Below are 13353 nucleotides of genomic sequence, written 5' to 3'. Positions count from 1 at the left end.
GGCTCCTCGGAAGATGGATGGTGCACAGCGGATGAAAGGGGGTGGCGCCTACGCCGCGGTGAGGACTTCGGCCCCGTCGTCGGTCACGAGCAGGGTGTGTTCGAACTGGGCGGTCCGCTTGCGGTCGCGTGTCACCGCTGTCCAGTCGTCGTCCCACATGTCCCAGTCGATCGTGCCCAACGTGAGCATGGGTTCAATGGTAAACACCATTCCCGTTTCAATGACGCGGCTGTACGCCGGTGCGGCGTCATAATGCGGAATGATCAGCCCGGTGTGGAAGGCCTCGCCGACCCCGTGTCCGGTGAAGTCCCGCACCACGCCGTACCCGAACCGCTTCGCGTACGCCGAGATCGCGCGGCCGATGACGTTGATCTCGCGCCCGGGCGCCACTGCCCGGATCGCCCTGCGCAGCGACTCCTCGGTGCGTTCCACCAACAGTCGCGACTCCTCGTCCACGTCGCCGGCCAGGAAAGTCGCGTTCGTGTCGCCGTGGACGCCGCCGGTGAAGGCCGTGATGTCGATGTTCACGATGTCGCCGTCCCGCACTTCGGTGGTGTCGGGGATTCCGTGGCAAATGACCTCGTTGATGGACGCGCAGAGCGACTTGGGGAAACCGCGGTAGCCCAACGTGGACGGATACGCGCCGTGGTCCAGGAGGAACTCGTGGCCGATCCGATCCAGCTCGTCGGTGGTCACGCCCGGGACGACCGCCCGCCCGACCTCTCGGAGGGCGCGCGCGGCGATGCCGGACGCGACCCGGATCCGTTCGATGGTCTCCGAGTCCTTGACCTCCGAACCCTCGAACTTCGCGGGCGCCGGCTTGCCCACATACTCCGGCCGGGCGATGGACGAGGGCACGTGGCGCGGGGGAGTGGGCGTGCCGGGGACGAGGTTTCCGACGGGCGCGGTGGTGGTGCTTGGCATGCGATTCATCCTATCGCCATCGTTCTTCGCACGAGTAGGGTGGCCCCATGAGCGAGAACACGGAAACGGGCCAGGGCGACTTCTGGTTCAACGTCAACACGAAGCAGGTCGAAACCGGTGCGCAGTCGGACTGGACCCAACTGCTGGGTCCCTACGCGACGCGCGCCGAGGCGGAAAAGGCGTTGGAGACGGTGGAGCGCCGCAACCAGGCGTGGGACGCCGAGGACGACGCCTAGTCTCGCGGTGGCTCCAGGGACGCCCTCGGTCATCGGGCTTCCGAGCCTTAGCTACTGCTGGAATCCGTGCTCGGCGGCCGGGAACGTTCCCGACAGCACATCGTCGTGGTAGGTGCGGGCGGCTCGCGAGATTTCCGTACCGAGGTCGGCGTAGCGTTTGACGAACTTCGCGACCTTCTCCGTGCGCAGCCCCAGCATGTCCTGCCAGACGAGCACCTGTCCCGTGGTGCCCGCCCCGGCGCCGATCCCGATCGTCGGGATCCTCAGCGCGGCGTCGACTTCGGCGGCGACATCCGCGGGGACCATTTCCATCAGTACGCAAAAGGCCCCGGCCTCCTCGAGCGCGAGTGCGTCGGCAACGAGCGCGGCCGCGGCCTCGCCCCGGCCCTGCACGCGGTACCCGCCGAGGGCGTGTTCGCTCTGCGGGGTGAATCCGATGTGGCCCATGGCAGGGATGCCCGCGGCCGCCAGGGCGCGGACGTGCCCCGCGTAATGGGCGCCGCCCTCCAACTTGACGGCGTGGACGAGTCCTTCCTTCAACAGGCGTACGGACGACTCCACCGCCTGCGCGGGCGAGACCTCGTAGCTTCCGAACGGCAGGTCGCAGACCACCAGCGGCCGGTTCGCGCCGGCGGTGACGGATTTGGCGAACACGATCATCTCGTCGAGCGTGATGGGCAGGGTCGTCGCGTAGCCCATGACGTTGTTGGCGGCGGAATCGCCAACGAGCAGGACCTCGATGCCGGCTTCGTCGAAGATCCGTGCCATGTACTGGTCGTAGGCGGTGAGCATCGCGAACCGGCGCCCCTCCGCCTTGGCCTGGGCCAGGTGGTGGGTCCTGATGCGGGCGATGGGCTTCGGCCCCGGAACCGGCTGCGCGGCACTGGCGGAACCGGGCCCGTAGGGGGCGTTCTCTTCGGGGCTCATGGCCGACAGCCTACTTCAACACCGGGCCGCACGGCGGGGTCCGCACGCTCGTCAACGCCGTAATGCGGGTCCTTCCGAGTAGAGTGGAAAACGGTGGCCGGAGCCATCGCCGCCGTATGCATTCCACCGTGGAAGGAGTCCCGCACGTGGACCGTCAGCAGGAGTTTGTCCTCAGGACCATCGAGGAGCGGGACGTGCGGTTCGTCCGCCTCTGGTTCACCGACGTCGTCGGATCCCTTAAATCCGTCGCCCTGGCGCCGGCCGAGGTGGAGGGTGCCTTCGAGGAGGGGCTCGGCTTCGACGGCTCGTCCATCGAGGGGCTCTCGCGCATCTTCGAGTCCGACATGCTCGCGCAGCCGGACCCGTCCACGTTCCAGATCCTCCCGTGGCGCGGGGACACGGAGCCGACGTCGCGCATGTTCTGCGACATCCTGACGCCCGACGGCGCGCCGTCGCCCGCCGACCCGCGCAACGTCCTCAAGCGACAGCTCGCCGCCGCCGCGGACATGGGGTTCACGTGCTACACGCACCCGGAAATCGAGTTCTACCTCCTGGAGTCCTCGGACATCGGAGCGGCCGGACCCGTGCCGGTGGACTACGGGGGATACTTCGACCACGTCACCGGAGGCGTCGGCCAGGACTTCCGCCGTAAGGCCGTGACCATGCTCGAGGCCGTCGGCATCTCCGTGGAGTTCAGCCACCACGAGAACGGACCGGGCCAGAACGAGATCGACCTGCGCTATGCGGACGCTCTGCAGACGGCGGACAACGTCATGACGTTCCGCACCGTGATCAAGGAAGTGGCCCTGCAACAGGGCATCTACGCCACGTTCATGCCCAAGCCGTTCTCGGACCACCCGGGCTCCGGGATGCACACGCACTTTTCCCTGTTCGAGGGGGACAGCAACGCGTTCTTCGAGGCGGGCCAGGAATACCAGCTCTCCACCACGGCCCGGCAGTTCATCGCCGGCCTGCTGCACCACGCGCCCGAGTTCACCGCCATCACGAACCAGTTCGTGAACTCCTACAAGCGCATGTGGGGCGGGGGCGAGGCCCCCAGCCACCTGTCCTGGGGCCACAACAACCGTTCCGCCCTGGTGCGCGTGCCCCTATACAAGCCCAACAAGGGCCAGTCCGCGCGCGTCGAATACCGCGGTCTGGACTCCGCGGTGAACCCCTACCTCGCCTACGCCGTCCTGCTGGGCGCCGGGCTCAAGGGCATCCAGGAGGGCTATGAGCTGCCCCCGGGGGCCGAGGACGACGTCTGGAGCCTGTCTTCGGCCGAACGCCGCGCCATGGGCCACGACCCGCTTCCCGGCAGCCTGCACGACGCCATCCGCAGCATGGAGGACTCGGAGCTGGTGGCCGGGATCCTCGGCGAGCAGGTCTTCGAGAGTTTCCTGCGCAACAAGCAGGACGAATGGCATGCCTACCGGCAGAATGTCAGTCCGTTCGAGATCAACCGCTATCTGGGCATCCTCTAGGAAAACACCATGAGCCTCACGCGCCGCCTGATCGCAGCGGGGTTCGACGACGTCGCCCGCGCCAAGCGCTTCATGGAGGCGCCCGAGCTCGCCGGCGTCGACCACGATGCGCTGCTGAGGGGGTTCGCCCTGTCCGCAGACCCGGACCAGGCGCTGCTGGCGCTCGTGCGGTTGGCCGAACAGTCCCCGCAGGCCGCCTCGCTGGTGGCCCGGGGAGAGGGGGCCGTGCCGCTGTTCCGCCTCCTGGGCGCGTCCGAGGCGCTGGCGGAGTTCCTGGTCCGGCACCCGGAGCACGTCGGTCTCCTGGACCGCGCGCCCGATCCGAGCCCCGAGGCCACGCCCGCCGAACGCCTGCGCGCGGAACTGATGGAAGCGGTCGGGGCCGATCCGGCGTCGGACCGTCCGCTCGTCCCCACCGCCGGAAAGGAAGCATACGCGGCCCTGCGCGTAGCCTACCGAAGGTGCCTCACCGACCTCGCCATCCGCGACGTGTGCGCCGCCGACCCCCTTGCCGTCATGCCCTTGGTGGGCCGCGAGCTGGCCGACCTCGCGGCCGCCGCCGTCGACGCCGCGCTGGCCGTTTCGCGCACCGAGGCCCAGGAGCGTTTCGGGGCGGCCGACGTCGCGGCAGTGCGGCTGGCCGTCATCGGCATGGGCAAGTGCGGTGCCGGCGAGCTGAACTACATTTCCGACGTCGACGTCGTCTACGTCCACGCGGCCGACGGGCTCGACGAGAACACCGCCGCGAGCATAGCGGCGGCGCTCGCGTCGGGGATCGCCCGGGCCGTTGGAACGGCCGGCATCGAGCCCGGCCTGTGGGAGGTGGACGCCAACCTGCGGCCCGAGGGCAAGGACGGCGCGCTGTCCCGGACCCTGGAATCGCACGTCGCCTACTACCGGCGCTGGGCGCAGAGCTGGGAGTTCCAGGCGCTGCTCAAGGCCCGGCGCATCGCGGGCGACGCCGAACTCGGACGCGCCTACGAGGAGGCCGTCGCGCCGATGATCTGGGCGTCGTCGGAACGCGACAATTTCGTGGAGTCCGTGCAGGCCATGCGCCGGCGGGTCACCGACAACATCCCCGACCACGAGGCGGGACGGCAGCTCAAGCTCGGACCGGGAGGCCTGCGGGACGTCGAGTTCACCGTCCAGCTGCTGCAACTCGTCCACGGGCGCGTGGACGAGGACATCCGCGTGCGGGACACGACGACGGCCATCGCCGCGCTGAGCGACGCGGGCTACATCGGCCGGTCCGACGCCGCGGAGTTCGACGCGGCCTACCGCTATCTCCGCGTGCTCGAGCACCGCATCCAGCTGGTGCAGCTGCGGAGAACCCACCTGATGCCGGTCCGGGACCCCGCGCTCCGGGCGCTGGCCCGCGCGTCGCAGGGCGCCGCCGCGCGGACCCGGCCCACCGCGGCAGAACTGCAGGAGCAGTGGCAGCGCACGAAGAAGTCCGTGCGGAGGCTGCACGAGCGCATCTTCTACCGGCCGCTGCTGGCGACGGCCGCGAACCTGAGCACCGACGAGGTGCGCCTGACCGCGGGCGCCGCCGAGGCGAGGCTCAAGGCCCTGGGATACGTCGATCCACGGGGCGCCATGCGGCATATCGAATCGCTGACTTCAGGGGTCCGCCGTCGCGCGTCCCTGCAGCGCCAACTGCTGCCGATCCTGCTCGGCTGGATCGCGGACGGCGTCGACCCCGACGCCGGCCTGCTCGGTTTCCGCCGACTGAGCGAGGCGTTGGGGGAGACCCACTGGTATCTGGGGATGCTGCGTGATTCGAGCGCCGGCGCCGAGCGGCTGTGCCATGTGCTGTCCAACAGCCGGTTCATCACCGACCTGTTGGAGGTGTCTCCGGAGTCGGCCGCCTGGCTGGGCGACGACAAGGAACTCAAGCCCATGCCCTTCGAACAGCTCTGGCAGGAAAACGCGGCCAAGATGCGGCGCAATCCGCGTCCCGATGCCGCCATGCGGCTGGTGCGGCTGAACCGGCGCCGCGAGATGCTGCGCGTGGCGCTGGCCGATTCGGCCGGCATGGTCGACGTCGACACGGTGGGCAGGGCCCTCTCGGACGCGGACCGGGCGGCTGTCCTCGGAGCGTTGCGGGTGGCGGAAACGGAGGAGTTCGAGACCACACCGCGACGGACGGATCTGCTGGTGGTGGCCATGGGACGCCAAGGTGGCAGGGAAATCGGCTACGGCTCCGACGCCGACGTGATGTTCGTCCACCGCCCCCGCGACGGCGCGGGTGCGCAGGAGGCCCAGGAGCAGGCGCTGCGTGTCGTCACACGGCTCGGCCAACTGCTCACCCAGCCTCTGAAGCCCGCCGTACAGGCCGAACCCAAGCTGGTCGTCGACGCCGCCCTGCGGCCGGAGGGCAAGCAGGGTCCCCTGGTCCGCTCGCTGGAGGCATACCGCGAGTACTACGAACGCTGGGTCCTGGTCTGGGAAAAACAGGCACTGCTGCGCGCCCGGCCGATCGCCGGCGACGACGCGCTGGCCGAGGACTTCATGGCGCTCGTCGACGGCGTGCGCTACGGATCGGATATCGGGGAGCTGGAAGTGCGGGAGATCCGGCGGATCAAGGCGCGCGTCGAAGCCGAGCGGCTTCCGCGCGGGGCGGATCCCGCCCGGCACGTGAAACTGGGACGTGGCGGCCTCAGCGACGTCGAGTGGCTGGTCCAGCTGCTGCAGCTGCAGCACGCCGGCGAGCACCCGGCCCTGCGCACGACCGGGACCCGCGAGGCGCTGCGCGCCATCGCCGCGGCCGGAATCCTGCCGCTGGAGGACGTGGAACTTCTGGACCGCGCCTGGGTGCTGGCGACGCGGATCAGGAGCGCCACCCTCGTCTGCACAGGCCGCGCATCGGACGTGCTGCCGCGCTCTGGACTGGAGCTCGAGGCCGTGGCACGCTGGTGCGGCTACCCGCGGGGCGATGCAGGCCGGATGGAGGACGACTACCGGAAGGCGGCCCGCCGCGCGCGGCAGGTCTTCGAGAAGCATTTCTACGGATTCTGACAGGCGGCACACGTCGCCGCGGACACGAGGAGCGCACATGCACGTCACCAAGGCAGAACTGGACGATCTCGCGCGCGAGCACCTGGCGAAGGCCGCGACGGCCGCGCACGGGCGCAGCGCCCACGCCGTGTTGAGGGACGGACGCCTGCGGCACACGCTGATGGCCCTCGACACCGGCGCCGTGCTCGGCGACCACGACAAGCCCGAGTCCGCGACGCTGCTGGTGCTCCAGGGGAGCGTCACCGTGTCATGGGACGGCGGCGAGCAGCGAGTCGACCACGGCGGTCTGTTCGTGCTGCCGAACGCGGTCCACAGCGCGAGGGCCGAGTCCCCGGCGGTGTTCCTGCTCAGCACGATCGCCGGATAAACGACGGTGGGGCCGCACCTTCGTGGAGAAGGTGCGGCCCCGCCGTCGTGCCGGTGGTGACTAGCAGCCGTAGTAGAGCTCGAACTCGTACGGGTTCGGGCGCAGCGACAGCGGCTTGATCTCGTTCTCGCGCTTGTACTCGATCCAGGTCCGGATCAGGTCCTCGGTGAAGACATCGCCGGCGAGCAGGAATTCGAAGTCCTCCTCGAGGGCCTCCAGCGCCTCCTCGAGGGACCCGGGGGCCTTCTGGATGTCCTTGGCCTCTTCGGCCGGGAGCTCGTAGAGGTCCTTGTCGATCGGGTCGGACGGCTCGATGCGGTTCTTGATTCCGTCCAGGCCGGCCATCAGCTGCGCGGCGAACGCCAGGTACGGGTTGGCCGAGGCGTCCGGGGCGCGGAACTCGATGCGCTTGGCCTTGGGGTTCGAGCCGGTGATCGGGATGCGGATGCCGGCGGAGCGGTTGCCCTGCGAGTACACCATGTTGACCGGGGCCTCGTAGCCCTTGACCAGGCGCTTGTAGGAGTTCACGGTCGGGTTGGTGAAGGCCAGGACGGCGGAGGCGTGCTTAAGCAGGCCGCCGATGTACCAGCGCGCGACGTCGGACAGGCCGGCGTAGCCCTTCTCGTCGTAGAACAGCGGGTCGCCGTTGGACCACAGTGACTGGTGGCAGTGCATGCCCGAGCCGTTGTCGCCGAAGATCGGCTTCGGCATGAACGTTGCGGACTTGCCCCAGGCGTCGGCGACGTTCTTGACGATGTACTTGAACTTCAGCAGGTCGTCGGCCGAGTGTGTCAGGGTGTTGAACCTGTAGTTGATCTCCGCCTGGCCGGCGGCGCCGACCTCGTGGTGGGAGCGTTCGACCTCGAGGCCGGCGGCATCCAACTCGACGCACATGGCATCGCGCAGGTCGGCCTGCTTGTCGGTCGGGGAGACGGGGAAGTAGCCGCCCTTGAAGGGGGTCTTGTAGCCCTGGTTACCGCCCTCTTCCTTGCGGCCGGTGTTCCACGGCGCCTCGTCCGAATCGACCTTGTAGAACGAACCCTCCGGCTTGGACTCGTACTGCACGTTCTCGAAGACGAAGAACTCGGCCTCGGGGGCGAAGAATGCGGTGTCGGCGATGCCGGTGGACGCGAGGTAGGCCTCGGCGCGTTCGGCGACGCCGCGCGGGTCGCGGTGGTACGGCTCTCCGGTGCGCGGGTTCACGATGGAGAAGTTGAAGGCCAGCGTCTTCTCGATGCGGAACGGGTCGAGGAAGCCCGTCGTCACGTCCGGGATCAACTGCATGTCGGAATCGGCAATGCCCTGGAAGCCCTTGATGGATGAACCGTCGAACAGCTGGCCGTTCACGAAGAAGTCGGCGTCCACCGTCTTGGCCGGGACATTGAAGTGCTGCTGGACACCCGGGAGGTCGGTGAACCGGATGTCGACGAACTTCACGTCTTCGTCGGCAATGTACTGGAGGACTTCGTCCGTAGTCTTGAACATCTAAAACTGCTCCTAATGGGGGCGTTAGATCCGGGCCGCGGGAGACCTGGGATCGGGCGATCGGTACCCGAAGTTGTGTCAACAATAACGAATCGGCGTTACCCGACCATGACACAATTGTTTCCGGCACGTTACACAACGCTTTTCCATCCCGCAATGCCGTGTCCGCGCTCACGCGTGGATGTGGCGGCGGGCCGGGGTGCGACGGCGCCCCGGCGGTAGTCTGGAGCGGTGGACAGAAAAGACTTTGGATCCTGGCTCGAGGGCCCGCCGCAACTCAATTCGGAGGCCTGGCCGGGCCGACGGTTGGGGCGACCCGAGTCCGGACAGGGGAGCGTCGCCCGGCTCGGGCGGCGGATCGGCGCCCTGAGCATCGACTGGGTTCTGGCGATGGCCCTGTCCTTCGTGTTCTTCGGCGGGGACCCGGGCGCCAATTTGGCGTTCTTCGCCGGCATGCAGATCCTGTTCGTCGGCGTGACGGGCCACTCGATCGGCCACCGCACCCTGGGCATGCAGGTCCAGCGCCTCGACGGGACGGCCGCGCGGCCGCTCGACGGCCTGTTGCGCACGGTCCTTCTTTGCCTGGTCGTCCCGCCGCTGCTCGGCGACGCGGACCAGCGGGGGCTGCACGACCGGGCGACTAAAACCATTCTCGTGCGTATCTGACGGCCACCGCCGCACTTCTCGAGCGGACGTCGGACGCGAATGGCCCGGACCAAGCGGTCCGGGCCATTCGTCTTGTGGCGGGCAGGCGTCCTAGCGTCCGCGCATTGAACGGCGGTCGGGACGGGCCTTCATGGGATCGATGCCCTTGGGAATCGGCAGCTTGGCGCTTCCGAGCGTCGTCAGCCGCAGGTCCACGGCATGGACCTCCTGCTTGTTGAGCGCCTTCGGCAGCTTTTTCATCTTCTTGGCGACGTCGCCCAGGGCGGTCTGCCCCTCGGCGCTGCCGGCGTTGATCACGTGCATCGGAACGTTGGGGAGCACGCGAGACATGCGGCGGCGTTCGGCATCCACCAGGGGACGCACGCGCGCCGTCGGACCCTCGGCCACAAGCACGACGCCGGCGCGCCCGATCGCGAGGAACACCAGGTCCTGCGTCCGCGGGCTCACGGCCACGGGCTGGTCCTTCAGGATCCAGCCCCGGCGCAGCACGCTCATCGACGCGCCGGCCGCGCCAGGGCGGCCCTCGAGCTGCGCGAACGCCGCCTTCTCCGCCCTGCGCGAGAGGATGAAGGTCGCCGCAAGGAGACCCAGCGGGATGGAGATCAGCAACAGGGTAATCCAGTTGTTGATCAGGAGGCCGATCACCAGACCCACCGCGACGGTTCCCAGGAAGGCCAACAGCATGAGCCAAACAACGTTCGGATCGTTGCGCCGGGTCATCTGGAAGACCTGGCCGAGCTGCTTCAGCCGACCGGGTTTCTTCGGGGCCGAGTCGGCCTTGGGCTTGCGGGAAAAGAGCCTGCGTTTGGGCTTCGCGTCGTCCACTGGGGAGCTATCGGGGGTCTTGGCCATAGTGAGTCGATTCTACGCGATGGAGGCGTCTCAGCGTGCCGAGAGAAGGCTGGATGCTTCCTGGCGCGTGCTGCCGGAGCTTTCGATGTGTGCCAGTGCCTCCGGAATCGGCAGGCCCTTCTTTCGCATGGCCCCGGCCCACAGGCGGCCGGCGCGGTAGGAGGATCGCACCAGCGGACCGCTCATGACGCCGAGGAAGCCGATTTCCTCGGCCTCCTTCTGCAGGTCGACGAACTCCTGCGGCTTAACCCAGCGCTCCACCGGGTGGTGGCGTTCGGTGGGGCGCAGGTACTGGGTGATGGTCAGCAGGTCGCAGCCGGCGTCGTGCAGGTCGCGCATCGCCTCGGAAACCTCCGCCAGGGTCTCGCCCATGCCGAGGATGAGGTTCGATTTGGTGATCATGCCGTTGTTGCGGCCCTGCGTCAGCACGTCGAGCGAGCGTTCGTAGCGGAACGCCGGGCGGATGCTCTTGAACAGCCGCGGCACGGTTTCGACGTTGTGTGCGTAAACCTCGGGGGCGGACGCGCAGATCTCGTCGAGGTACTCCGGCTTGCCGGAGAAGTCCGGGATGAGCAGCTCGACGCCGGTCCCCGGGTTCAGCTGGTGGATGCGGCGGACGGTTTCCGCGTACAGCCACGTGCCCTCGTCCTCGAGGTCGTCGCGCGCCACGCCCGTGACGGTGGCGTAGCGCAGATCCATCTTCTTGACGCTCATGGCGACCTTGAAGGGCTCGGCGCGGTCCAGGGCGGCCGGCTTTCCCGTGTCGATCTGGCAGAAGTCGCACCGGCGCGTGCATTCGGAGCCGCCGATCAGGAACGTCGCCTCGCGGTCCTCCCAGCACTCGAAGATGTTCGGGCAGCCCGCCTCCTCGCAGACGGTGTGCAGGCCTTCGGACTTGACCAGCTTCTTCAATTCAACGTATTCGGGGCCGATCTCGACCTTGGCCTTGATCCACTCGGGCTTGCGCTCCACGGGAGTCGCGGAATTGCGCTGTTCGATCCGCAGCATGCGGCGGCCTTCGGGTGCGAGGGTCATGAGAGGGCTCCTTCGGTGGCTGTTGTCTTCACGGCGGGCAGCAGTTGTGCCGCCAGTTCCTCTTCGACGCGGTCGAGCACATCGGACGGCTCCACGGTCCTGCCGGCCTCGGCCGAGATCGTGGTGACGCCGGCGTCGGTGATGCCGCAGGGGATGATCTGGCCGTACGGGGCCAGATCGTTGGAGCAGTTCAGGGCGAAGCCGTGCATGGTGACGCCGTGGTCGACGCGGATCCCGATGGCGGCGATCTTGCGGTCCGGCGCGACGCCGTCGCCGAGGACCCACACGCCGGAGCGGCCCTGGACGCTGACCGCTTCGATGCCGAATCCGGCCACGACGCGAATCAACGCCTCCTCCAGGCGGTTGACGTAGTCGCGGATGCCCGCGCGGTTGCCCAGCTCGACAATCGGATAGCCGACCAGCTGGCCCGGGCCGTGCCAGGTGAGCTTGCCGCCGCGGTCCACGTCGACCACGGGCGTGCCGTCCAGCGGCAGGTCCTCGGGCTCGGTGCGTTTACCGGCCGTGTAGACGGGCGCGTGCTCGAGGAGCAGGACCTGTGGCTCGCTCGTGCCGGCGGCCACCTCCGCGTGGATCGCACGCTGGAGGTCCCATCCCGTCACATAGTCGACGAAGGAGGGAGCGAAACCAACGCGCCGGAAGTTGATGGTCATGGCGTCAAGGTTACGCTTCGGGGCCGGGAGGTTCGAATTACGTGAACGGCCCCCGGTTGTGGATAACCTCTGCGGGCTTTCGGCGGCTCCGGTAGAAATGAACCATGGACTCGACACCGGTGACCCAGCGGCCCCCGATCATCGACGGCTATGTCGTGGAGCGCGAACTCGGGCGCGGCGGCACGGCGAGCGTCTACGAGGTGCGCCGCGAGAGAACGGGGGCGCTGTTCGCCCTCAAAATCGGCACGGGCACCGGCACCCGTTCCGCGGAGCTCCTGGCTCGGGAAGTGGAGGTGTTGCGCGGCATGGCACACCGGCATCTGGTGGGCGTCGAGGGAACCGCGCAGACGTCGCGCGGAGCAGGCATCCTGATGGAATACATGCCCGGTGGTTCGGTGGCCGATCTGGTGGCCGCCCGCGGGCCGGTACCGCTGGGGGAAGCCATCACCATCCTCGCACCGGTGGCGCAGGCGCTCGCGGCGCTGCACGGGGCCGGGGCCGTCCACGGCGACGTCGCCCCGGGCAACATCCTGTTCACCTCCGAGGGCATGCCGAAGCTGGGGGACCTCGGTCTGGCCTCGCTCGTGGGCCGCCCGGGAACATCGGGCGGTACGCCCGGGTTTTCCGCGCCGGTGGATCCGGGCGAGGGCAACAAATCGATCCACCCGGCGCGGGACGTCTTTTCGATCGGCGCGGTCGGTTGGTATCTGCTCACGGGGCGCACCGCCGCAAGCACCCCTCACCGCCCGCCGCTGGGCAGCCTGGATCCGACCGTTCCCGACGAGTTCGCGCGGCTCCTCGAGGACTGCCTTCAGGAGGACGAATCATTGCGGCCCTCGGCCGAGGAAGTCGCCCGGCGCGTGTTCTGCGGGACCGCCCCCGAACCGGTCGGGCTGACGGAGTCCGTGCATCCGGAAGCCATGGGGCACATGGTGACGCAGATGGCCGACCGCGGGAAGCGTGTGACCAGGCGCTCCCGTTTAAGCCGCCGGGCGGCACCCACGCCGGTCTGGGTGCGGAAGGCGAGCGGCGGTCCCCGGCCGTCGAACGGTCTCGGGGTCCGGCTGGGCGTGGCCGTGGCGGTGACTCTTCTCCTGCTGGCGGGCGCCGCGACGTGGTGGGTTGGCCGGCCGGGGCCCACCGAGGGCACGGTGTCCGGCGAAGGGCCGGCGCCGACCGCGTCGCCGGCTGCCGGAACGGGGACCCCTCCGGCGGGTGACGCCGCGGCCTCCGGCACCGTCCGTGCCTCGCCGTCACCCGGTACGACCCCGGGCGTCCCGGAGGATCCGGCACGTGCCGCCGTCGCGCTGGCCGCCCAGAGGGACGCCGCGCTGTCCCGCGCGGACGGGGCGGCACTGCGCCGGATCCACCATCCCGACGGAACGTCGCTGGCGGCCGACTCCGAGACCGTTAGCGCGCTGGAGGCCGACGGCATCCGGTACGACGGGCTGGTGACCGAGCTGACCGACGTCGAACCCGGTTCCGGAGCCGCGTCCGGGACGGTGGAGGTCGCGGCGACCAGCACCATGTCGCCGTACCGCGTCGTCGACGCGGAGGGCCGTACCGTGGCCACGGAGACGCGGGAAAAGGTGCAGCATGTGGTGCTGGAACTGCGGAGGTCCCAGGGGCGTTGGATGATCTTCCGCGTGGTGCGGGACACCGGCGGCGCGTAGGCCGGCCGCTGGCTG

Annotated in this window: 12 protein-coding genes; 6 read left to right on the top strand and 6 right to left on the bottom strand. The window is 68.9% G+C overall.

From position 1 onward, the window contains the following. Positions 1 to 48: 48 nt before the first annotated feature. A complete protein-coding gene (gene map / locus AC0QSG_RS05665) occupies positions 49 to 924 on the bottom strand; it encodes a type I methionyl aminopeptidase (protein WP_475376914.1) in 876 nt (291 codons plus the stop codon). A gap of 47 nt (positions 925 to 971) precedes the next feature. Here map and AC0QSG_RS05660 point away from each other — a divergent pair, with 47 nt between their 5' ends. Continuing rightward, on the top strand, positions 972 to 1160 hold the full coding sequence (locus tag AC0QSG_RS05660) for an SPOR domain-containing protein (protein WP_435726547.1): 189 nt from the start codon (positions 972 to 974) through the stop codon (positions 1158 to 1160). A 51-nt stretch (positions 1161 to 1211) separates the two neighbouring features. Here the strand turns inward: AC0QSG_RS05660 and panB are convergent, their stop codons facing one another. After that, on the bottom strand, positions 1212 to 2087 hold the full coding sequence (panB, locus tag AC0QSG_RS05655) for a 3-methyl-2-oxobutanoate hydroxymethyltransferase (RefSeq protein WP_475376913.1): 876 nt from the start codon (positions 2085 to 2087) through the stop codon (positions 1212 to 1214). A 146-nt stretch (positions 2088 to 2233) separates the two neighbouring features. Here panB and glnA (AC0QSG_RS05650) point away from each other — a divergent pair, with 146 nt between their 5' ends. The 3 genes from glnA (AC0QSG_RS05650) to AC0QSG_RS05640 are packed head-to-tail and all read left to right on the top strand — an operon-like array spanning position 2234 to position 6956. After that, on the top strand, positions 2234 to 3571 hold the full coding sequence (gene glnA / locus AC0QSG_RS05650) for a type I glutamate--ammonia ligase (protein WP_435726549.1): 1338 nt from the start codon (positions 2234 to 2236) through the stop codon (positions 3569 to 3571). Between the two features lie 9 nt (positions 3572 to 3580). Then, a complete protein-coding gene (locus tag AC0QSG_RS05645) occupies positions 3581 to 6589 on the top strand; it encodes a bifunctional [glutamine synthetase] adenylyltransferase/[glutamine synthetase]-adenylyl-L-tyrosine phosphorylase (RefSeq protein WP_475376912.1) in 3009 nt (1002 codons plus the stop codon). A 37-nt stretch (positions 6590 to 6626) separates the two neighbouring features. Beyond that, entirely contained in the window at positions 6627 to 6956 is a 330-nt protein-coding gene (locus AC0QSG_RS05640) for a cupin domain-containing protein (RefSeq protein ID WP_475376911.1), read from the top strand. Positions 6957 to 7016: 60 nt separating this feature from the next. Here AC0QSG_RS05640 and glnA (AC0QSG_RS05635) read toward each other — a convergent pair whose 3' ends face one another. Then, on the bottom strand, positions 7017 to 8441 hold the full coding sequence (gene glnA, locus AC0QSG_RS05635) for a type I glutamate--ammonia ligase (RefSeq protein WP_435726552.1): 1425 nt from the start codon (positions 8439 to 8441) through the stop codon (positions 7017 to 7019). A gap of 231 nt (positions 8442 to 8672) precedes the next feature. On the opposite strand from glnA (AC0QSG_RS05635), the gene AC0QSG_RS05630 reads away from it, so the two are divergent. Further along, the gene (locus AC0QSG_RS05630) at positions 8673 to 9107 is read left to right on the top strand and encodes an RDD family protein (protein WP_475376910.1); all 435 of its coding nucleotides are present in this window, start codon (positions 8673 to 8675) and stop codon (positions 9105 to 9107) included. A gap of 90 nt (positions 9108 to 9197) precedes the next feature. Here AC0QSG_RS05630 and AC0QSG_RS05625 read toward each other — a convergent pair whose 3' ends face one another. Genes AC0QSG_RS05625 through lipB form a run of 3 tightly spaced genes read right to left on the bottom strand, consistent with a single transcriptional unit; the run spans position 9198 to position 11665 of the window. Beyond that, positions 9198 to 9959, bottom strand: coding sequence for a DUF4191 domain-containing protein (locus tag AC0QSG_RS05625; RefSeq protein ID WP_435726554.1), 762 nt, complete (start codon positions 9957 to 9959; stop codon positions 9198 to 9200). Between the two features lie 30 nt (positions 9960 to 9989). After that, entirely contained in the window at positions 9990 to 10994 is a 1005-nt protein-coding gene (lipA, locus tag AC0QSG_RS05620) for a lipoyl synthase (protein WP_435726555.1), read from the bottom strand. Next, positions 10991 to 11665: a lipoyl(octanoyl) transferase LipB gene (lipB, locus tag AC0QSG_RS05615; protein ID WP_435726556.1), complete on the bottom strand. Its 675-nt coding sequence runs from the start codon at positions 11663 to 11665 to the stop codon at positions 10991 to 10993. Before lipB ends, lipA begins: the two co-directional genes overlap by 4 nt. Positions 11666 to 11769: 104 nt before the next feature. On the opposite strand from lipB, the gene AC0QSG_RS05610 reads away from it, so the two are divergent. After that, complete coding sequence (locus AC0QSG_RS05610; RefSeq protein ID WP_435726557.1) at positions 11770 to 13338, top strand: serine/threonine protein kinase; 1569 nt, start codon at positions 11770 to 11772, stop codon at positions 13336 to 13338. Positions 13339 to 13353: the final 15 nt, after the last annotated feature.

This window comes from Arthrobacter sp. LT660 (genome assembly GCF_056172845.1).
Note: the sequence above shows the minus strand (reverse complement) of the source record. Positions and strands in the feature narration are given on the sequence as shown.

Coding starts and splice junctions, on each gene's coding strand:
- lipA (WP_435726555.1), bottom strand. CDS start 10,994: ATGACCCTCGCACCCGAAGGCCGCCGCATGCTGCGGATCGAACAGCGC.
- AC0QSG_RS05625 (WP_435726554.1), bottom strand. CDS start 9,959: ATGGCCAAGACCCCCGATAGCTCCCCAGTGGACGACGCGAAGCCCAAA.
- AC0QSG_RS05610 (WP_435726557.1), top strand. CDS start 11,770: ATGGACTCGACACCGGTGACCCAGCGGCCCCCGATCATCGACGGCTAT.
- panB (WP_475376913.1), bottom strand. CDS start 2,087: ATGAGCCCCGAAGAGAACGCCCCCTACGGGCCCGGTTCCGCCAGTGCC.
- glnA (WP_435726552.1), bottom strand. CDS start 8,441: ATGTTCAAGACTACGGACGAAGTCCTCCAGTACATTGCCGACGAAGAC.
- AC0QSG_RS05660 (WP_435726547.1), top strand. CDS start 972: ATGAGCGAGAACACGGAAACGGGCCAGGGCGACTTCTGGTTCAACGTC.
- map (WP_475376914.1), bottom strand. CDS start 924: ATGCCAAGCACCACCACCGCGCCCGTCGGAAACCTCGTCCCCGGCACG.
- AC0QSG_RS05640 (WP_475376911.1), top strand. CDS start 6,627: ATGCACGTCACCAAGGCAGAACTGGACGATCTCGCGCGCGAGCACCTG.
- AC0QSG_RS05645 (WP_475376912.1), top strand. CDS start 3,581: ATGAGCCTCACGCGCCGCCTGATCGCAGCGGGGTTCGACGACGTCGCC.
- lipB (WP_435726556.1), bottom strand. CDS start 11,665: ATGACCATCAACTTCCGGCGCGTTGGTTTCGCTCCCTCCTTCGTCGAC.